Below are 22,149 nucleotides of genomic sequence, written 5' to 3'. Positions count from 1 at the left end.
TCGAAACTCCAACCAATGCAAAAGATACCGTTCAGGGATGCCGCCGCCCAAAAAGCCTATGAAGATTACCTGTCTGATGTAGAAAATGCCATCAGCCATCTCCCTAAACAAGACAGACAGGAAATCATTATGGAACTCAATAGCCACCTGTACGAAGCCTTACAGGAAACTCCGGGTAACACAGAACATGAAAAACTTATCAGCATAATTACACAACTGGGCGAACCCTATATCTCCCTCAGACCGGTAATAGCCGAAAAAACACTTAACAGGGCCATCAAAACATTCAATCCCAGGTTACTGCTATCGGCGCTATATGTTAAAGCTCTCAACAGCATTAAATACACCTGCTTTTTTATACTATACCTGCTTCTGATCTCGATAGCATCATTGCTTTTTTTTAAAGCATTGTATCCCCGTAATACAGGCCTGTTCTATAAAGAAGGGAAAATATCAGGTTTCGGTTTTTTATTGGATGTAAGCGATACCACAGAAGTATTACATGGCTGGTTCTACCCGGTAGTGATAGCCTTGGTCATACTGCTCTACGTAATACTTACACTGGCACTGAGAATAAGTCGAAAGAAAAAATAACAACAGCTCCCCAAAGCCTCCCTATACCTTGTAAGTAATCCCAACACGGTGAGAAGAATAATATTCATATTACTCACACATTGCCTGGCACTAACAGCAACGCTGCACGCACAAACCGTCCTGCTTTCAGGCAAGATTACCATAACAGATGGTACGCCCGCACCTGGCGCCAATATCGTACTACTCGATGCCAATAAAAATATATCAGGTATATACAAAACAAATGAGCTAGGAATCTATAGCCTCTCAATTAACCCTAAAGAAGATAAAGAAGTCTCCGTCAGCTTCTTAGGGTATCGGAAAATTACCATCAGCAGTGACTCCTTGCACATATCTGCCGACAGAAAATCCAGGCTCGACCTCGTACTAAAGGAAGATGCAGTACTATTAAACGAAATAGTTATCATGGATGAAAACCTCGAAAAAGACACCATAAAACTAAAACTGGGTACCCTCCACCTGAAAGAAAATGATGCCTTGGAAGATATCCTGAAGAAAATACCCAACTTCAGAATATCCGAAGATGGTAGCATCCTTTATAAAGGAAAAAACATCGATAAGATCCTGGTCAATAAACAAGGGGCCTTCGTCAACCAAAATAGCATCGCACTGAAGAACATAGAGAAAAAGATCATCGACGATATTGACATCATCAACAATTACCAAAATAGCTTCAACCTCGATTTTGACCAGAGAAATGAGACCGTCTTGAATATTAATACCAAGGAAAACTATCAGCATATTTTCCTCAATACCCTGTCAATAGGATACGGCGTAAAAGATAAATACGATGCACAGGGCAAAAGCTTTTATTTCTCTAAAGGAATAAATGCATTCCTGATCTCTAACACCAATAACACCGGAAGTGCAACCGTCCAGGAACGAGAAATATCAAACATCTTCTCCGTTGTACAGCCATTCTCTTCCTATCAGAAAAGTGCCCTGACGAATCTGTTCATCAGAGATGAAAACCGCACCAGCGACTTCCTGTCTACAAATAATTTCACCGTTCGTAAAGAAGGGGAGAGGTCCCGCTTCAGCAGCTCCGTCTATTATTTTAATGTCAATAATCAAAATAATACCTCTTCCAACAGCTTCTCTGAAACCGGAAAGAACTTACAGAATAAAAAAAGCGAATTCAAATACCAGGGTAATAACATCCTGTCAATAGTTGAATACGACCAAAGAATAGGCCGGAATAATATCCTGCATTACTTCCTGTCAGGAAACATGCTGCGTAATACCAGCAACGTTAGCCAGCTCAATATCACCTCTCCCGATGACCAGGAGAATAACCTGCTTGCCATACAGCAGAGTAATATCTTCTCCATTTTTAATAAACTGGGAATGAGCAGCAAAATCCATAAAAAACTCATACTCGACAACGAAATATCCTATTATCATGAATCCACGGATCAGCCGGACAACAGCATCTCCAATCTTTCAAAAGGAGCAGGGATCATATCACAGATATTAGGATACAAGTCTAACATCTTCGGAGGAAAAAGCGCGCTGAAATATAAGTATAACGATGCGTTAATGCCTTCCCTATGTTTTCAACTGAAATCAAACACAGAGGAAATAAAGTTTAGACCGGCACCATCCGTTGGTCAATTAAATAGGACAGGAAATGATCTCTCCGTCAGCCTCCAGTTTGCAGGAAATAACCTGTATAAAAAATTCAGCTACCTGGCCGCTGTCAGTTATCAATACCTCACGAACAATAGTAGCAACATAAGCAAACAGCGTTCTTTTATCCCCGTAAAACTCGAGCTGGATTATGAGAACAGATCAGATCATGTCAACCTCCAGTATTCCCGTAAAATGACCACCGGAGACATAGACGCAGGTATACTCTCTATAAGGTCTTTTGATCAGATAGTAATGGGTGCAATACCCCTGGCACTAAATATAGTTACCTCCAATGAACTCGCGTTTAGCTATGCATACAATAATTTCTTTAAAGGCATTTCCTACGATGCTAGCTTAAGTTACGCCAGCTACGCAGAGCAGATAAAACAAGGACTCGTATCTATCGATGAAAATGGCATTCAACTGTATAAACTATACCTTATCCCGCTAAGCAGTACCTATAGGTTTGCCGGCAATGCGTCAAGGATCTTATTCAAGTATCATTTCCCTGCAAAAGCAAGCATAGGACTGAATCATACCATCACAAATGCACCAGGTGTATATGATAATGCGATCACGCCGGTTAATAATAAACAGACACAACTCATACTGAATTGCCAGACGCTGACAGGGCACAGCATTAACTTCGAGAACACGCTGAACCTAACATATTCCCGGCTCAATATCGCATCAGCACCCTTTAGTTCGAACTATCTCAGTAATACCACCGCTATAAAGTTCTCCCGCAAAAGAACGGATATCAAATTATCTTTTATCTATCAGCATAACCAGGTACTCAGGCAGCACTATATCAGGAAAAACTGCCACCTCATCGCCAACTATAATATGGAAAAAATTACGCTGGGCATCGAAGCCAGGAATATCGACGACCTCTTCGGCCTGTTCAATAATAAAGCCTACAACACAGTACTTTCCTTCGATAATGGTATCACCAACATACGTGTCAAAAACACGGCATTACACTACGCAATCCTGATTATAAAATATAAATTCTAAAAACAATACTATGAAACAAAAACTCTTAGTTGCAGCGCTGCTCAGCCTGATCACCTGCCAAACCAACACACTATTGGCACAAAACAGCGGCAAAATATTGAAAGTGTCCTATGTCACCACGCCACAATCCCCCAAGATCTTATTATTGCTAAAAAAGCAGATTCCTAATCCCGAACAGTATAACAAGATTGCAGCCTTACTGTCAGAATATAAATTTTATCATACCCTGTACGTAGATACAAAAACACAGGCATCCGTCTTTTCCTTAGATTCTATTCATTCAGTACCCAACGTATCCACCATCGGAAATGTCGTATTCGCGGTAAAAGATGATAAAAATAACTATACGTGTAGAGAGAAATTCGGGGCATCTGAGTTCCTCTTTAAAGGCAACACCGCCGAATTGGACTGGGATGTAACAAAAGAAACAGCCGTTGTCAATGGCTTTAAATGCCTGAAAGCGATGCTGAAAAACTCTCCGGACGTAGCCGCCTGGTTTGCTCCGGATATTCCCATCGGCAACGGCCCCGGCATTTATTATGGCTTACCGGGACTCGTGATAAAGGTGCAAACCAACTACGACGAAACAATCACCGCAAAAGTCAGCTATACAGCAGACGCAAAAAATTTCCAGTCCGCCTATGACGAAAAATCAGAAGCTGCCAGCAAAGGAAAAGTATTAGCCCTAAAAGAAGTGACAACTTCCAAGATCGCATTTATGCGAATGGTAGAAAGCAAAGTCAATGAATAATAGCAGGAGAGAGGAATAAATAAAAAGGCACCCGGTTAAAAAAGGAAAAGCTAAAGCGATCTGGTGATAAAAGGAATCAGATCGCTTTAGCTTTCAATTCATTACAAACAATAATGACCAAGTACTCTATTTAACATAATATAAATTATGGGTAATATTGCGAAGTAGACTTTTAATGGGAATAATAGCCGGATCAGTAGCTGATGGCGCCAAACGAAGGTCTTATTAAGATACAGAAAATATCCCGACGTTAATAATATCACTGTGATGTCAAAATCCATAAAGAACCGTATAGGATAAAAAAAATAAAGGTTCTTTATGGATTTCAATATAAACAAAAAAGTACATCACCCTACTTATATAGCGGACAGCGCTTCAGCATATAACGCATCGCATCCTGGTACGAATCCTCTGATGAAAAGAACGCCGTACGCTGATTGGTATAGATACGCTCATTACGCTGATTGTAAATATTGATCGCTACCTGGTTTTCATATTTTCTCTCCACCGTCGTGTTGGTCATATTCGTCTGATTACGCTTGTTATCTTCTACTTCGGTAGACTTATTCTGGATCGTCTGTACCTCATCTTTACTGCTGCGCGATAATCCTCCGTGTATAATATACCCTACACCGAGTATCTTACACAACTCATCGTACGTATAACCGCTAAGCGTGTTTCCGTCAACACCATTCCGGTATAATAATGCATTCGTCGTCTGCGGATCCTGGAATTTGAATATCCGCGCCTTTTTTGTCATGTAGTTATACGCATCATCCTGCAGCTTCTGTCCTGTACCCTGACCTTGCGAGGGGCCCTCATTCAGGCTACGGTACTTGAATGGCAATATGGCCACCAGGTTAGGGTCTATCGCCTGGGTCGCGATCACCTCATCTTTAGTCTTACTCTGCGCATTGATCACTTCCGTACGGCCGCTGGCAAAGCTGATCTTGCTAATGTCATTCCTTTTTAACGTATACACTAATGTCTCGTTGGCGTGCACAAACTTATAAGTATCAGTGCCGACTTCAAGGATCTTACCGTGTTTTTCTTCTCCGCTCAACATGTAAATAATATCTTCTTTTGCTTTCGCGGTTTGTGACATGGCATAAGAAGAACAAAGTAACAGCAGGCATAATAATACCGGGTGTAACAAGTGGGATTTCGTTTTCATGGTTCTTTTTGGGTTTCAATTTGTGGGCATAAAGATAACGTCTTTGTATCTATTATATAATTACTTATTGTTATTCTTTAGCCACTCTTCCCGTACCATCGCATACAAATACAGATCTATAAATCGATTGTTGACATACTCGCCCTGACGGATAATCCCCTCCTTGGTAAAATGTAAGCGCTCAGGAACAGCCTGGCTCTTTTCATTCAACGTACCACACTTGATCTGTATCCGGTTCAGATGTAACACCTCAAAAGCATAACGTAACAACTCCTCACAGGCGAGTGTTACAACGCCCTGCCCCTGGTAAGCGGTCCCCAGCCAATAACCGATATCTGCAATCCGGTTATACCCGTCAATATTATATAACCCGATCCGCCCGGCTACCGCATCTCCTACCCGGATGATACAAGACAGCTCCTCTCCCAGCTCTGCACGCTTCATCGATGCTACCACAAAAGTTTCAAAATGAGTCACCGTCGTCATCCTCCCTACCCATGGCAGCCACTCTCCCAGTTGCTGCTTATTGGCTTTCACCAGTTCAAAAATGGCAGCTGCATGTTCCTGGCCAATGCTTTCCAATAAAATTTGTGCTGTTACGCTGATCTTCATGACGTTAAGATAGGACATTTCATTCTTCCCGCTGACAAGCAGCGGCCCCTTTCTACAATGCCATCCCATGGCGGGCTTAACAATTACATAATATTAAAGCCCTTCCTTTGCCGCCAGAAGGGTACCCTGCCGGGGACGCAGGGCAAATAGTTTAGACAGATGAGGACAACATTTTTTTTACTACCGCATATTTATATTTTATTAAGTAGCCTGCTTTTCGCTGGCGCATCTGCTAAAGCACAATCACAGCTGCAACAGTCAGCAGAACAGTTACCGGTACATACGATCCCGGCAGAAAATAGTACCAACAGCAGCTTCCTGGTATTAAAAGACAGCTGTAACCTGGCACTCGAAGCCAATCAACCGGTGAAAGCAGCGGGCTACCTGCAACGTATGGGCATCATATGTTTCCACCTGGGGCACTACCCCCAGGCACTCGACTACCTGCTACAAGCCGGGAAGCTATTTCGCCAGCGTTCCTCCTGGTCACAACTGGCCGCCTGTACCAACGACATAGGCATGTTATATTATTATAACAGACAACCTGCTGCCGCCAAAAAAGAATACGAAGAGGCCATGCGCATCTACCGCAAGATCAACGATCCCGCTGGCATCGCCACCACCTACGGTAAGATCGGCCACCTCTACGAAAAAGAACAACAACACGACAGCGCCTTCCTCTACCAGCGCATCGCCCTCTCCCACTATAAACAGCTGAACGACCAGGAAGGCATGGCCAAAATATATGAGAACATCGGCAGCATCTTCGAAGACCTCGAACAATACGACTCCGCATTCGCCAACTTCAACCTCGCCCTCGCACTCAATAAACAAACCAAAGATGAAACAGCACAAATAGAGATCATCAACAACCTGGGAGATATACTGAGAAAAACCGGCCGCTACCATGATGGCCTGCAGTTAAGCCGGCAGGCAGCCGCCATGGCCTTCGAAAGAAAAGAACAATACCAGCTCTGCAGCGCCTACCGGGATATGGGCAAAGCCTTTTACCTGCTAGGCAACAGCGATAGCGCCTACCACTACCTCGAACTAAGCCGCAATTACCTGCTCAATATCTACTCCGCCGGTAATGGCAAACAACTCGCCCTCCTGCAAACCATCTACGATATCGAAAAGAAAAATAACGAGATCGAAAAACTCCAGTATGCCCGCGATATCAACCGCCTCATCACCTACGCCTCCATTGTAGGGATACTGCTATTAATAATACTAGGCTGGCTCGTCATCAGCCGCCAACGCCTGAAAATTAAAAATGAACAACTGCTTAGCAGACAACATAAAGACCTATACGAAACAGAAAAAGCCCTCAAAGAAACCGCCCTCCAACATAAAATACTCCAGGAAGCCCAGCTCAAAGGCGAACTGGAAGTAAAAAGTAAAGAACTCAGTACCCATACCCTCCACATCATACAGAAAAATCAACTCCTGGAAACACTCCGCGGCCAGGTAGAAGTCATGATAAAAGACGAACGCCGCGACCAGAAAAAACAACTCCGCCAGATACTCCAACAGATCAATCAGAATTTTAACCACGACCAACATTGGGACGAATTCAGACAGATCTTCGAACAGGTACATCAGTCATTTTATGACAATCTTCGCCTGCGTTGTGATAATCTTACCTCCAACGACCTCCGCCTCATCTCATTGTTAAAAATGAATATCAGCTCAGCAGACATGGCCACCTTATTAGGCATCTCTCCCGATAGCTTACGCGTAGTCAGATACCGCCTGCGCAAAAAACTAGACCTCAAACAAGGCGATAGCCTCTCCGCTTTTATCCAGTCTCTTTAACCGTTCACATTCCCGTAATGTTACGGTAACATTTACTTAATGTCCATTTTGTTACGCCAAATGTCATTAATTATCAATTAGTTACGGTCCATATGTTAACGGTGTTGCCTGTCTGTCTACGCCCGCTGTAACGTTGTTCACTTTTTGTTTACGGGGCAAATTTGATCTCCAGAACACCTGTTCGCACATTTGCCGTGACAAAAAAAACATGTATGTCAGGTCGCCTTTTATTAGCATTTTTTTTATCCCTATATCTCGCCCTACCTACCTATGCAGGTGTCATTAAAGGTAGGGTCACCGTACAAAGTTCCGGGGAATCAATCCCCGGAGCTACCGTCCGGCTCACAGGCAGCAAATCATTGGGTACCATCACCGGCCTCGATGGCTCCTTCATTATAAAGGATGTCCCTTCTGGCCACTACCAGCTGATCGTCACCTCCCTCTCCTTCACCTCCGCCACCCACGATATACAGGTATCCGGCGACGCCCACGTGATTATCAATATCGTACTCTCCCCTGCCTCCGACAAACAACTCCATGAAGTCACCGTAGCGGGTCGCAGCAATACTACCGCCGAACAAAAGGCCAGGTCTATGGAGAAAGAGGCCCTCCAGGTAATGAACATCGTCTCCGCCAAAGCCATCGCCCTATCACCCGATATGACCGTAGCCAACGTCGCCCAACGTATATCGGGCGTCAGCATAGAACGCAACAGCAACGGCGATGGCCAATACGCCATCCTCCGCGGCATGGACAAACGCTATAACTATACCTTGGTAAATGGCGTAAAGATCCCCAGCCCGGACAATAAATACCGCTATGTCCCCCTGGACATATTCCCTTCCGAACTACTGGATCGCCTGGAAGTATATAAAGCACTCACGCCGTCTATGGAAGCAGATGCCATCGGCGGCGCTATTAATATGGTCATGAAAACAGCCCCTAACGGTCGCTCCCTCCTGGCCAGCCTCTCCTCCGGATATAACGAACTGTTCATGAACCGCGACTTCATGAGCTTCGAAGCAGGCAAAGTGTCCAAAAGCTCTCCTTACGAGAAATTGGGTAACACCTACAATGCCACCCCTTCGGATTTCGCTAAAGTAACCGCCACCTACTCCACCAAACGTCCCGTACCCAACCTATTAGGTAGCTTCTCCGCCGGAGATCGCTTCCTGCACAACAAACTGGGTGTACTCGTAGCCGGTAGCTACCAACGCACCTACCGTGGCAGCAACAGCCTGTTCTACGATGCAGAAGTAGTAGACACCGCCCGCGGCGTCTCACTCACCAAAATGAGCCAACGCGAATACTCCGAAAGACAGGAACGTATCGGCATACATGCCGTAACAGACTACAAATTCAACGATCGGCATAAACTGCAGTGGTACAACGCCTACATGCAGCTCGAAAATGTACAGGTAAGAGACGTAAAAGCCACCGTATTCAACACCGGCGGCTACAATCCCGCTAAAGGTAACGCAGCACTGGAATACAATACCCGCTCCCGCCTCACCAGCCAGCACATATTTACCAGCAACCTCCAGGGCGAACACCAACTTAGCAACCCCCTAAGCCTCCAATGGTCCGCCGTATACGCAAAAGCAGGCAATCGCGAACCGGATAATACCACCATCCCACTCCGCGGCGTCCGCGAAAACTTCGTAGAAAGACGTACCACCATCGGCAATGCCAGCCGCCGCTGGGAACATAATACCGATCGCGACCTCGCCGCATACCTACAGCTCAACTACCTGCAACCCATCGCCGGCATACCCGTAGAATGGAAACTGGGTGGCCTCTATCGCGATAAACAACGCACCAACTTCTATAATAACTACCAGCTGCTGCCAGCCAACCTCACTGCCGAATACGGAAAAGACTTCCAACGCTACGAAGACATCCAGTGGACCGTACAAAACCCACAGGGTAGCGTAGCCTCCGGACAAACATACGATGCCTCCGAAAAGATCAGCGCCGGATTCCTGCAGTTCAACCTCCGCGCCTCCCACCTCGAAGTAACCGGTGGCGCCAGGGTGGAAAATACCCGCCAGGGATATGTCATGCGCTTCAAAGTAGGAGAAGATCGCCCGGAATCCGAACAAACCTACACCGACGTGCTGCCCAGCCTGCATGTTAAATACATGCCGGACCAACGCACCAACCTCCGCGCCTCCTACTTCAGGTCTCTCAACAGACCCGGATTCGCAGAGATCATCCCCACCGGCATCATCCGAGAAGAATACCGCGAAAAAGGCGATCCCGATCTTAAACACGCCACCGCAGACAACTACGACCTCCGATACGAATTTTTCCCCCGCCCTTCCGAACAATTCATGGCGGGCATATTCTACAAGAAAATATACAATCCCATCGAGTTCACCCTGCAACCGGATAAAAACCGCGGACAAGACATCTACCTCATGCCGGGCAACTTCGGTAACGCCACCAACTACGGCCTCGAACTCGATATGATCAAATACTTCCGCCACTTCGGCATAAAAGCCAACTATACCTACACCCACTCCGCTATCACCACCGCCAAATCCAAAAGGATACGCCGCACAGAAAATAATGGCGACCTCGAAACCATCACCGTCGAACAATCACGCCCGCTATACGGACAGTCCGCTCACGTCGGTAACCTCTCCCTGCTCTATAAAGACCTCGCCCACGGCTGGGAAGCCCAACTAGCAGGTAACTATACCGGCGAAAGGATCAACACCGTATCGCAGTTCCTCGACAACGACCTCTGGCAAAAAGGATTCGTACAACTCGATTTCTCCGTGGAAAAAACATGGGGACATATCACCTGCTTCCTCAAAGCCAACAACCTGCTCAATACGCCACTCGAAGTATATATCAAGAACAATCCGAACAACAAAGACTTTATTCCCGAACAGGCACGCAACGGACAAACACTCATCCGCCGCGACTACTACCAACGTACCTACCTCGCCGGTGTACGCTATAAACTATAAACAAAAATCTATCATTCATAAAAAGAACGACACATGAAAAAGTTATGCTTACATGCCTTTGTAGTAGCCAGCCTGCTCTCAGCCTGTAGTAAGAAAGACAATACCACTCCTGATCCCCAGGGCGGCAACCCTACACAGGAAAACGTTTCCGGAGACGTTTCCGGCGTTTGGAAAAAAGGAAGCACCTACAAGATCAGCGGACACCTCTTCATCCCGGAAGGCAAATCCCTCACCATCGAAGAAGGCGTCACCGTATTACTGAATGATACCGTAGTAAAACCCGAGATCATCGTAAAAGGTAACCTCTACAGCCTCGGCACCGCCCAGAATCCCGTAAAGTTCACCGTAGCCGACAACAATAAAACCGCCGCCAACCAATTCGGTAACCTCTGGGGTGGTATCATCGCAGCGCCTACCTGTAATGAAATGGTTCTGCAATACACCACCGTTGAATATGGTGGCGCCGTAACCACCGAATCCTCCGCCTCCGTAAAAGCCGGCCTGTACAAAGCCATCGCTGGCGAACACGTACCGGCCCTCTACTACGGTAACGTTAATGGTAAACTCGTAGTTGTCAACAGCACCATCCGCAACTTCAACGAAGATGCATTCTACCTCGAAGGGGGTAAACTGCTCATCGCCAACAATACCTTCTACACAACCGGTATCTCCGGCGGTGAAGCCATCAACATCAAATCCGGCAGCCTCGCCGACATAGCCTTCAACGTGATCTACAGCCCCAATACCAATGGGATGAAACTGTCTAACGCCGGCGAACGCAGCCCCCAGGCTTATGTGATCGGTTATAACAATACCATCGTAAACGCTGGCTGGAGAAGACCTACCACCAAAGGTGGCTCCATATGGCTGGAAAAAAATGTAAGAGTAGACCTCTACAACAACCTGCTCGCAAACGATCGCTATGGCATCAAAAGAGATAAAGTAAACCCCGAAGATAACCGCTCTACCTTCGGCAATACCCTCTACTACGGCGCTACCCAAGATGGCGTAACCCAGTTCCAGCCGTCCGCAGAGATCATCACTGGTACCAATGATGTCATCAGTACCACCGTAGGCGCTAACGATCCTAAATTCATAAACTACCCGCTGACCACCGATACCAAGAACGCTACCTTCAATACCGCATGGGACTTCGCCCTCCAAGCAGGCTCCCCCGCCATCGGTAAAGGTAAAGTAGGCTTCACCCGCCACCACGCCGCCGGCCTGGTAGTAAATGGAGTAACCTACAAATCTCCCGAACCGGCTTCCTTCATCGGCGCACTCGGCTCCAAGTAATTTTTACGGCGGGCAGGGACACCAACATCCCTGCCCTTCAACTGATCAATTATGATTAAATATGTGATTCCAATAGCTGCCGGCGCATATACCGCACTGGCAGCCTGTACTACCTATGACACAAAAACAGCAGTACAGCAATCTCAAGATAGCACCATACAGCCTGCCATCGTAACCGAAGCAGTCGCCTACGACAGCGATGACCCAGCCATCTGGATCAACCCTGCCAATCCCGCCCAAAGCCTCATCATCGGTACCGACAAATCCGAAGATGGCGCCCTCTACGTATTCAACCTGCAGGGCAAGATCCAACAGGATAAAGTAGTGAAAGGCCTCAAACGCCCTAACAACGTAGACATCGCATATGGCCTACCCCTCCTGGGCAAACCCACCGATATCGCCGTCGCCACCGAACGCCTGAACAGCAAACTACGCATCTTCTCCGTACCCGGCATGCAACCTGTCGACCAGGGCGGAATACCCGTATTCTCCGGCGAACAACCGGAAGATAACCACGCACCCATGGGTGTCGCCTTGTATAAGAATAAAAAAGGACAACAATATGCCATCGTAGGCCGCAAATCCGGCCCCTCCGGTAGCTACCTCTGGCAATACCTCCTCGAAGATGATGGCGCCGGCCATGTAAAAGCATCCCTCGTACGCAAATTCGGCCAATATAGCGGTGGCAAAGAAATAGAAGCTATCGCCGTCGATCAGCAACTGGGATACATCTACTACTCCGACGAAGGAAAAGGTGTCCGCAAATACTTCGCCGATCCCGAAAAAGGTAACCAAGAACTCGCCCTCTTCGCCACCACAGGCTTCACAGAAGACCACGAAGGCATCTCCATCTATCAACTCACCGATAGCACCGGATACATCCTCGTCTCCGATCAGGGCGCCAACAAATTTCACATCTTTCCACGGGAAGGCGCCAATGGAAATCCTCATCAACACAACCCACTCAAAGTCGTGAAAGTGAGCGCCAACCACAGCGATGGCTCCGATGTCGTCGCCATCCCCCTTAACGAGACCTTCCGCCATGGCCTGTTCGTCGCCATGAGCGATAACAAGACCTTCCACCTCTACCGCTGGGAAGATATCGCTGGCAAAACATTAAAGATGGCCCCAAGCCGTTAATAACAAGGGCCCACACACGAACGCCTCCTTCACCGGCAGCTTGTCGCTATCCGGTAAAGGAGGCGTTCCCCTGTATAATCTATCGCCTATTTCAACAGGCTGTTCTTCACATACGTAAAACTCTTCGTCACACTCTCGATCGGATCAATCGTGATCCGGTCCTGCTCCACATACAGATGTTTAACACCTGCCAGCTTCGCCTGCGCAAAGATCTTACGGAAATCAATACTTCCCGTACCCACCTCCGCAAACGTAACACCGCCAAGCAACTGCTGCGAATTTTTACCTTTCGTATCCGTAGCAAACAAACTGGCCGTATTGTTCTTATCCATATCCTTCACATGCCATGCCATAAACCGGCCCGGCGCCTCACGGAATAATTTGATAGGATCAAATCCCGACTTCACCGCCCAGAACAAGTCCAACTCAAAACCAACCAGGCTGGGGTCCGTCTCCTTCAACATTACCTCATAACCCGTACTACCGCCGCCCAGCTGCTTGAACTCCCAGTGGTGATTGTGATATCCCACCTTCAGGTTAAACTGCTTACAATATTCACCGGCCTTATTCAGCTGATGTCCGATATGTTTATAATCATCCGCCGTCAACTCCTTCTCCCACAATCCCAACGGTAAAATAGGCACAATCAGGTACTGCTGACCCAACACCGCCGCCAGCTCCGCCTGCACCTTCAACGCATCATCCTTGCCATTACCGGGCGTCAGGTACTCATTTAGCTGATAGTGCCCACTCGGAGTACGCAGCTGATTGTCCGTCAATACCTTCTTCAGCTCCTTCGGCGTCAATCCCCAGAATAATCCCTTATCCTGTGCACCCTGGTAACCATAAAATGTCTCCGCTTCCCGGAAACCAATCGCCCCTACCTTCGCCAACGTACCCCTCGCATCCTTCGCCAGCAGGTCACGCAATGTATACAACTGCAAACCTATCTTCTTAGGTAACGCCTTATCAGGTGCATAAGCAAAAATACTACGGGGTAATAAAAGACCTGCTGCCAGGAGCCCGGTCTGCTGAAGAAAACTACGTCTTGAACTATTAAGTGCCATAAATCGCTTTACTTACTGCGTGGAATAATGTTTAAACGCCTAATTTAATACTTCATTGTTATTTATTCCGGATTTCTTTTTAGCACATTTTAGCACCCCCCTACCCGATCGCCGTCGCAATACCAAAAGCCGCCGCCGCCGCAATCAACCCGATCGCCGTTACCTTCAACGCCCCCGTAAAGGGCGGCTGCCCCGTCAACTTACTCTTGAAATACCCGAAAATGAACAAACAAACCGTCGTCACCACCACCGACAACAACAACCCGTCATGCGGCCGCGCCGTAAAGAAATAAGAGGACAATGGCAACAATCCCCCCACCACGTACGCCAGCCCGATCGTCAACGCAGAATCCCTCGCTCGGTACTTGTCCGGCTCCTCCAACCCTAACTCGAACTTCATCATAAAATCGACCCACTTGTCCTTATCCTTCGCCAACGCCGTAGCGATCAGCTGCTGCCCGGCTTCATCGATCCCATAACCGGCAAAGACCTCCTTCACCTCCTGCATCTCCTGCTCAGGTACCTCCTCCACCTCCCGGTGCTCCCGCCGCCACTCGCTGGCATAATGCTCCAACTCCGTCTTACCCGCCAGGTAACCACCCAACCCCATCGCAATACTCCCCGCCACAATCTCCGCTATCCCCGCCGTAATAACAATCGAATTACTGGCCACCGCCCCACTCAACCCCGCCGCCAACGCAAAAGGAACCGTCAACCCGTCACTCATACCAATAACCACATCCCGTATAAAATCCGAACTCTTTAAATGATACTCCTGGTGATTCATATACCTAAGATACTACGATTGACACATAAGAACACTCATCAGCAAAAAAGACCATAAGAACCTCATCGCTTTCCAGTCCCAAAGAAAAGCATTCGACCTTGCCAACCCCACCTCCTAACACTATCTGCCATTACTATACACTTTAGTCCTCCAGGATGACAAAGAATCCGTTTCTTTGTTCAACGATCAGCTGGTCATGGGCTCCATCTCCATGACGCCCCTGCTGATCCACTAAAACTGGCTGATTATGCAACTGGATATCTATCAGATCGACGCCTTTACCGATACCCTCTTCGGTGGCAACCCCGCATGCGTAGTACCCTTGACCGAATGGCTACCCGACACACAAATGCTACAGATCGCAGCAGAAAATGCCGTAGCCGAAACGGCCTTCTTCATACTACAGCAGGAAAGCGCCCTCCTCCGCTGGTTCACACCCGACATAGAAATGGACCTCTGCGGACATGCCACCCTCGCCACCGCCCACGTCATCAAACAACACCTGGGCTACACCAATGACCAAATATCCTTTCATACCCTCAGCGGTGAACTCATCGTCACCTTCGAAAACGATACCTATCGCCTCGACCTCCCCGCACGTATGCCTTCCCCCGCACCACTGCCAGATATCATCCGCGATGCCATCAGCATACAACCAGTCGCCGTCCTCAAAGCCCGCGACTACGTCCTCGTATACAACACAGAAACCGATGTCAGGAACATCCGCATCGACAGACAAATATTCGATCAGATCAACCTCGACCCCGGCGGCGTCATCATCACCGCCAAAGGCGAACGGTCCGACTTCGTATCCCGCTTCTTCACACCACAATCCACCATACTAGAAGATCCCGTAACCGGCTCCGCCCACTGCTCCCTGATCCCCTACTGGGCCTCCATACTCAATAAACAGGAAATGTTCGCCTTGCAGGTGTCCAGCCGCCTGGGCAAATTGTATTGTACAAACAAGGGCCAAAGGGTCAACATCAGCGGCAAAGCTCGCACCTACCTCAAAGGCGCCTGCTGGATAGTATAACATTACATGCCTGGTCATTGAGTATACCAACATTTTGGTATTTTAATTCTATCATACTATACAGATCTTGCAGTCATATGAATAATCCCCTGCCTCACTGCCTGCTGATCGTGCTGATCATCCTCCACGCCCTCACCGGTGCAGGACAGGCCCGGGAGCAGCACAACCAACCCATCCTGCAACTCAAAGATCGCAATGACGAACACCTCGCCGACTATTATACCTACTGGCTCCAGTCATACCACGATACCATCAACCCCTTCACCGCTGACAGCGCCTTCATACAGGGCGCCTTCCGCAAATGGACACCCCATCGTACCCTCAACTTGGGATATGTAGAAAAACGTATATGGCTCAGGGTAAGTGCCAGAAACTCCTGTACACTACCCACAGCCTTCCTCTGGAGTATATACAACTTCGTCGATACCGTATCCCTCTTTAAAAAAGATACCGCCGGCATAAAAGCACTGGGACAAAGCTCCTCGCACCTCGTCGCCGCCAACCGCCTGTTCCCCTCCAGGGCCTTAAGTATGCCTTTCGTACTACAACCGCAGGAAAATGCCATACTATACCTGTGCATATCCCATCCCTCCGGAAATATTTACTTCCCCACCGATATCACCACCACAGAAGACTTCCTCAAATGGGAACAACTTTTCCTATTCGACCAGCATTGGTCATGGCTGCTGGGCTTTTATCTCTTTAGCTTCTGCTTCAGCCTCATCCTCTATTGTTTCCTGCGCGACAGGATATACCTCTGGTACAGCCTCTACGTACTCGCCAACACCTGCTTCCTACTCATGGAAGATGGCATCGATGCCCTCATATTACCCCAGTGGCTATACGATGCCGCCTGGTACATCGGGCAGTATAATTTTATGTTGCTAAGCTGCGCCGCAGGTATCATGATCATGCAGCTGTTCATAGGCCAGCAGAAACAGATGCCCCGCTGGAACCGTATCGGCATTCTCTTTACAATAGCATGCATACTTTTTATAGCCATACAGTCTCTCGTCATATATCTTACCTATCGGCATCATCAGTATGCTACCATACATACACTGAAGAAAACAGCCGACCTCATCATCGCACTCTCGTTATTATTTATATTGCTCTCCCTCGCCAAAGGTATCTTACAAGGCCGCCGGCTTTGCTGGTACTATGCCATCACCTTTTTTTTCTTCGCCGCCGGCTGCACCTTGTTTATGCTCAACCACCTAGGCATCACCAACTTTAACCTGGTCAAACCCAACGCACTGGCCTGGGGCCTGTTCTTCGAACTCCTCTCCCTATCCATACTCCTCACCGGCCGGTTCAGATACACCTTGCAGCAGGTAGGCAAAATGCAGGTACAGGAACTGCAAAACAAAGCCTCCCTCTCCGCTCGCCTCATCCTCGCTCAAGACGATGAACGCAAACGCCTCGCAGCAGAACTACACGATGGCCTTGGCGCCAAGATCATGTACATACGGCTCCTCCTGCAACGAAAACAACTGCGCACCCTCATCGAACAATCACCCCTACTCAAGGACTACAGCCAGGAAATAGCACAACACCTCCAATCCGTACAACACGATATCCGCAACCTCAGCCACGAACTCATGCCGGCCGACTTCGCACAGAAAGGACTGGTCACATCCCTCGAAGACTGGATATCCAACATCAACCGCTCCGCCACCATCGTGCTCAGAAGCTATCTCGAAGCCCGGCTGGACATCCTGCCACAGGATATCCAACTCGTCATCTTCCGCATCATGACAGAACTGACGCACAACATCCTCCGCCATGCCAATGCATCAGAAGCCATGATACAGGGCCTCATAGATGATCAACGGATACAACTGATCGCCGAAGACAATGGGAAAGGATACAACACCAACCCATCCACCACCCCCACCGGCATCGGCATGAAAAATACCCGCTCCAGGGTCGAATACCTCGCCGGCGAAATATTCATCGACAGCACACCGGCAGGAACCACCATCATCATTAACATCCCCAACAATTATGCAGCCTCCTGAAATAAATATCATCATCGCCGACGACCATAAAATGCTCGTATCCGGACTCATACACATCCTCGCTGAAGAAGAGGACTATACCGTACAGGAAACATTCTCCAATGGCAAAGACCTCCTCGACTTCCTCCATGCCAACCCGGGCAAAACCGACCTCGTCATCCTCGATATCAATATGCCTGCCCTCGACGGCCTCACCGCCCTCCCACTCCTGCATACCGCCTTCCCCCTCCTCAAAATCCTCGTCCTCAGCATGTACACCTCCGACGAGATCATAGCGCGCGTCCGTAAAGCAGGCGCCAAAGGATTCCTCTACAAAGGCGCCGATGCCCCCGTACTCATCGATACCATCAAAAGCATCCTCCAGGGAAACTACGTATTCCCAAAAGATAAAAATACCTTCCAGGCAGAACTCTCCGATAAAGCATTCATCAAACTATCCCTCCTCTCCCCCAGGGAAAAAGAAATCGCACGCCTCATCCGAGACGGCCTCACCACCCCCATGATCGCCGCCAAACTATTCCTGTCTGAATATACCGTCAACACCCATCGCAAAAACATCATCCATAAACTCGAACTGAGATCAACCGCCGAACTTATCAGGTTCGCCACCGAACATAACCTCTGATCCAACACATCATTCCTATAGCTCTCCTGTAGCATTCCTATAGCATTCGTATAGTCATTGTATAAGCGAGGCATATAGTTGCATATACAATGCTTATACAACGCTTATACAGCCTATAGGCAACAAAATTGCAACCGGCTGATAACGAGATAGATAGTCGAATATAAAAAATCAAGCATATCTTCCGCGGGGCACAAAAAAGAGGCTGCCTCTTCTAAAGAAACAGCCCCTTTTCGCAGCTGCCGTACTGAAAGTACACAACTGATGCCCCCAACCTTACTACGGCCTTTCACTCCCCTTCGTCCGTATCCGATCCAGCTCCGCAGCCAGCTCCTTCACCAACGCAGGATGCGTCGCCGCCACATTCCGCTGCTCCCCAAGGTCCTTTCGAAGATCATATAATTGCGGAGCCGGATCATTACCGAGCTCTATATTCACGTGATTGTCCTTCCGGGGCCCTTTAGAGGCAGGAATATACTTCCAGTCACCTCGGATAATGGAAAGTACCCCGGCGTGCGCTACGAGGCTGTTACGCCCCTTTTCTGATTGATGCAGGAAAGCGGGCAACATATCAAAACTATCCGGCGCATCCTCCTGACCCAAAGACTGCCCCGTCAGCTTCGCCAGCGTAGCTAACAGGTCCACCTGGCTTAACAAAGCCCCGGAGGTCCCCTTCTTTACCTGCCCCGGCCAACGCACGATCATCGGGATACGCGTCCCGGCATCAAAAGCACTGTACTTACCTCCGCGCAATGGCCCGCTCGGCCGGTGACTTCCCAACAACTCCACCGCCTGGTCCTGGTAACCGTCATCCACCACCGGCCCGTTATCACTGCTGAAGATCACAATCGTATTATCCGACAGCTGCAATCGCTGCAGCGTCTCCATAATCCGGCCTACCGTCCAGTCCAGCTGCAAAATGGCATCCCCGCGTGGCCCCATACCGCTCTTACCCGCAAACTGCGAATGCGGCACCCGCGGCACGTGTATATCATGCGTCGCCAGGTACACAAAAAAGGGCTGCTGCCGGTGCTGCGTTATAAAGGAGATCGCCTTATCCGTAAATGTCTTAGCCAGGTCCTCATCCACCCACAACGCCCGCTTCCCACCGGTCATATAACCAATACGCCCCACGCCGTTCACAATCGCCTGGTCATGACCGTGAGAGGCTTTCATCTTCAGCAACTCCGGATTATTACGCCCCGTAGGCGCATCCCCGAGCGGCTGCTTATAACTTACCGTAATAGGATCTGCCGGGTCCAGGTTTACCACCCGGTGATCCTCCACAAACACACAGGGCACCCGGTCAGCAGTAGCTGGCATCAGAAACGCATAGTTAAATCCTACCTCCAGCGGCCCGGGCTTCAACTCCCCATTCCAGTCCGGCCCCTCCGGCCCACCTATACCTAAATGCCACTTGCCGATAGCTGCCGTCTGATAACCAGCACGCTGCAACATCCCCGGCAGCGTGATCCTGTCCTGCGGAATGATCAACGCCGCATTACCGGGCGCAATACCCGTACCCGCATGCCGCCACGCATACTCCCCCGTCAACATAGAATACCGCGATGGCGTACACGTCGACGAAGAAGCATGCGCATTCGTAAACCGTACCCCCTGCCGCGCCAGCTGGTCAATATTAGGCGTCGAAATCCGCTTCGCACCATAACAACTCACATCCCCAAATCCCAGGTCATCCGCATAAATAAGCACAATGTTAGGCCGCTGCGCAGATTGCCCGTATACAGAAATACTTAACAGCGCACAGATGCCTATACCGGTCATTCGCAGCTTTAATCGCAATCGCTTCATCATTCATCGTTTTATAGTCAATTAAATACTTACTTCGTTACGTACCTCCCTTCAGCAAGCTATCACCGGCAGGATATGCGCCCGCCGATGACCACTGTTCTTCGCTTGCCTGGAATAATAGCTGCTTATTCCTGCGATAGAGTACTTATCGCTTATTTTAAATTAGGATTGATATTCGTCTCACTCTGCGGCACCGGCCACACCTCGTCCGTACCCACCCGGAATGCCCGCGTCGTCACATACCAACGGCTATAAGGGTCCGTCACCGTTCCCTTCTTTCGCAACTTCACCGCCCCGGGATATGGCGCCCCGTAAAAATCCCCGTTCAACGCCTGCCCCGCCACCTTCCATCGCAACAGGTCCCAGTAACGGATACCCTCACAGGCCAGCTCCACCCGGCGCTCACGCCGCACGATATCCCGCAGCAATGTCACATTCGTCTGCGTGATCCGAGGCATGTTCACCGTCGCTCGGCCTCGCACCGCATTGATCGTCTGATCCAGCAAAGCCTGCGTCACCGGCTGCCCACTCTCCAACACCGCCTCCAGATAACTCAACAACACCTCCGCATACCGGATCACCGGCACATTCCCCCCATAGTTCACCAGGTTACCCGAAAACCCTTCGTCCACAAACTTCTTTAGTCCATAACCCGTCTGCGTCGTCTGCTTACCGGCCCCCAACTGATCCGGCGTATTGAAATCCGGATGCGTACTATACGCCAGCCCCTTAAAGGGCTGCCCGTTATATAAGATCGTATACTTCAACCGCGGATCACGGTCCCTACCTATATCAACAGCCGTATAACGGGCATCCGTATAGGAAAATGGCGTGCCGTCCGCAAACTCAAATGACTCCACCAGGCTGCCCAGCGGGCAGAAAATATGCCAGCCGCCAGCCACCGCCGGAAAGAAATGCTGTAACATCCCATTCGGCTCCAGATTCTCCAGGTACTGCGTACTGAACACATGCTCATTACTGTTCTTGTTCGATACCAGGAATATCGTCTGGAAATTAGGGTCGATGATATTATCGCCAAAATCAATGATCATCTTGTAAGCAGCGGCCGCTTCCGCATAACGCCCTTCCGCCAGCAGGATACGGCCTAAAAATGCCAGCGCAGCCTGCTTGCTCGCACGCCCCCGCTCCGATGCGGGTATATCCTTGTGACGGGGCAATACCGCCGCTGCCGCCGTCAGCTCGTCGATCACAAACTGCACCACCTGCCCCTTCGGCGCCTTCCGCACCGTATTCGCCTGCTCCGGCGTCAACGTCTGCGTCACCAAAGGCGCCGCCCCCCAATATTGCGATAAATAGAAATACTGACATGCCCGGATAAACCGCACCTCCGCACTCAATCGCGCCTTCAGCACATCAGATATCGGCGCCTTCCCCACATTCTCCAGGAAATAATTACTGCGCGCCACCCGTACATAACTGTTCGCCCAGTACTGCGGCAAAATACCATTCGTAGCCGTCAATGTACCGTCACTCAGCTTATGAAAGGGCGAATTCTCCCCCCGCCGGTCAAATGCATTGTCACTGGCAAATTCCAAAAATAACAACCCGTTATAAGACCACCAGTCCGTCGGACTGAACTCCGCACCGTTCGCCTGTATATTACCTCGGTACACCCCCGTCAATGCCAGCATCACATTCGTCTCGTTCGTCCAGAATGTACTGGTGTCAAACCGGTCCAGCGGCGACTTCTCCAGCTCCTTGTTACAGGCCACACCGCCTAATAATAACAGCAATAATAGTTGTATATAGTAATTGCGTATCTGTCGCATAA

Annotated in this window: 16 protein-coding genes; 10 read left to right on the top strand and 6 right to left on the bottom strand. The window is 49.0% G+C overall.

Annotation, left to right across the window (positions count from 1 at the left end):
- Positions 1-15: 15 nt before the first annotated feature.
- Genes KTO58_RS09475 through KTO58_RS09465 form a run of 3 tightly spaced genes read left to right on the top strand, consistent with a single transcriptional unit; the run spans position 16 to position 3,994 of the window.
- Positions 16-594, top strand: coding sequence for an HAAS signaling domain-containing protein (locus KTO58_RS09475; RefSeq protein ID WP_095839594.1), 579 nt, complete (start codon positions 16-18; stop codon positions 592-594).
- A gap of 48 nt (positions 595-642) precedes the next feature.
- Positions 643-3,243: a carboxypeptidase-like regulatory domain-containing protein gene (locus tag KTO58_RS09470; protein ID WP_095839595.1), complete on the top strand. Its 2,601-nt coding sequence runs from the start codon at positions 643-645 to the stop codon at positions 3,241-3,243.
- Between the two features lie 10 nt (positions 3,244-3,253).
- Positions 3,254-3,994 (top strand): GLPGLI family protein, encoded by a 741-nt coding sequence (locus KTO58_RS09465; RefSeq protein ID WP_095839596.1) that lies wholly within the window; start codon positions 3,254-3,256, stop codon positions 3,992-3,994.
- A gap of 352 nt (positions 3,995-4,346) precedes the next feature.
- Here KTO58_RS09465 and KTO58_RS09460 read toward each other — a convergent pair whose 3' ends face one another.
- Positions 4,347-5,168 carry a hypothetical protein gene (locus KTO58_RS09460; protein ID WP_095839597.1) on the bottom strand — a complete coding sequence of 274 codons (822 nt, stop codon included), beginning with the start codon at positions 5,166-5,168 and terminating at the stop codon, positions 4,347-4,349.
- Positions 5,169-5,228: 60 nt separating this feature from the next.
- Positions 5,229-5,849 (bottom strand): GNAT family N-acetyltransferase, encoded by a 621-nt coding sequence (locus tag KTO58_RS09455; protein ID WP_095839598.1) that lies wholly within the window; start codon positions 5,847-5,849, stop codon positions 5,229-5,231.
- Positions 5,850-5,939: 90 nt separating this feature from the next.
- On the opposite strand from KTO58_RS09455, the gene KTO58_RS09450 reads away from it, so the two are divergent.
- From KTO58_RS09450 to KTO58_RS09435, 4 genes are all read left to right on the top strand, one after another.
- Complete coding sequence (locus tag KTO58_RS09450) at positions 5,940-7,595, top strand: tetratricopeptide repeat protein (protein ID WP_225860165.1); 1,656 nt, start codon at positions 5,940-5,942, stop codon at positions 7,593-7,595.
- 212 nt (positions 7,596-7,807) lie between these two features.
- Positions 7,808-10,573 (top strand): TonB-dependent receptor, encoded by a 2,766-nt coding sequence (locus KTO58_RS09445; protein WP_095839599.1) that lies wholly within the window; start codon positions 7,808-7,810, stop codon positions 10,571-10,573.
- A gap of 33 nt (positions 10,574-10,606) precedes the next feature.
- Positions 10,607-11,869, top strand: a complete 1,263-nt coding sequence (locus KTO58_RS09440; protein ID WP_095839600.1) for a right-handed parallel beta-helix repeat-containing protein — start codon at positions 10,607-10,609, stop codon at positions 11,867-11,869.
- Positions 11,870-11,920: 51 nt separating this feature from the next.
- Complete coding sequence (locus tag KTO58_RS09435) at positions 11,921-13,009, top strand: phytase (RefSeq protein ID WP_095839601.1); 1,089 nt, start codon at positions 11,921-11,923, stop codon at positions 13,007-13,009.
- Between the two features lie 86 nt (positions 13,010-13,095).
- Here KTO58_RS09435 and KTO58_RS09430 read toward each other — a convergent pair whose 3' ends face one another.
- Positions 13,096-14,076 (bottom strand): sugar phosphate isomerase/epimerase family protein, encoded by a 981-nt coding sequence (locus KTO58_RS09430; protein WP_095839602.1) that lies wholly within the window; start codon positions 14,074-14,076, stop codon positions 13,096-13,098.
- A gap of 100 nt (positions 14,077-14,176) precedes the next feature.
- A complete protein-coding gene (locus tag KTO58_RS09425; protein ID WP_095839603.1) occupies positions 14,177-14,863 on the bottom strand; it encodes a VIT1/CCC1 transporter family protein in 687 nt (228 codons plus the stop codon).
- Between the two features lie 247 nt (positions 14,864-15,110).
- Here KTO58_RS09425 and KTO58_RS09420 point away from each other — a divergent pair, with 247 nt between their 5' ends.
- The 3 genes from KTO58_RS09420 to KTO58_RS09410 all read left to right on the top strand — a co-directional run bounded on the left by KTO58_RS09420 (position 15,111) and on the right by KTO58_RS09410 (position 18,545).
- Positions 15,111-15,899, top strand: coding sequence for a PhzF family phenazine biosynthesis protein (locus KTO58_RS09420; RefSeq protein ID WP_095839604.1), 789 nt, complete (start codon positions 15,111-15,113; stop codon positions 15,897-15,899).
- A 77-nt stretch (positions 15,900-15,976) separates the two neighbouring features.
- Positions 15,977-17,920 carry a sensor histidine kinase gene (locus tag KTO58_RS09415; RefSeq protein ID WP_095839605.1) on the top strand — a complete coding sequence of 648 codons (1,944 nt, stop codon included), beginning with the start codon at positions 15,977-15,979 and terminating at the stop codon, positions 17,918-17,920.
- Positions 17,907-18,545, top strand: coding sequence for a response regulator transcription factor (locus tag KTO58_RS09410; protein WP_095839606.1), 639 nt, complete (start codon positions 17,907-17,909; stop codon positions 18,543-18,545). The genes KTO58_RS09415 and KTO58_RS09410 overlap by 14 nt, the downstream gene beginning before the upstream one ends.
- Before the next feature lie 279 nt (positions 18,546-18,824).
- On the opposite strand, the gene KTO58_RS09405 is transcribed toward KTO58_RS09410, so the two are convergent.
- Both KTO58_RS09405 and KTO58_RS09400 read right to left on the bottom strand, forming a co-directional pair.
- Positions 18,825-20,357, bottom strand: coding sequence for a sulfatase family protein (locus KTO58_RS09405; protein WP_095839607.1), 1,533 nt, complete (start codon positions 20,355-20,357; stop codon positions 18,825-18,827).
- A 152-nt stretch (positions 20,358-20,509) separates the two neighbouring features.
- Positions 20,510-22,147 (bottom strand): RagB/SusD family nutrient uptake outer membrane protein, encoded by a 1,638-nt coding sequence (locus KTO58_RS09400; RefSeq protein WP_095839608.1) that lies wholly within the window; start codon positions 22,145-22,147, stop codon positions 20,510-20,512.
- Positions 22,148-22,149: the final 2 nt, after the last annotated feature.

The organism is Chitinophaga pendula, assembly GCF_020386615.1.
Classification (GTDB): domain Bacteria; phylum Bacteroidota; class Bacteroidia; order Chitinophagales; family Chitinophagaceae; genus Chitinophaga; species Chitinophaga pendula.
The sequence above is the reverse complement of the archived record's forward strand: the minus strand, read 5'-3'. Positions and strand labels throughout refer to the sequence as shown.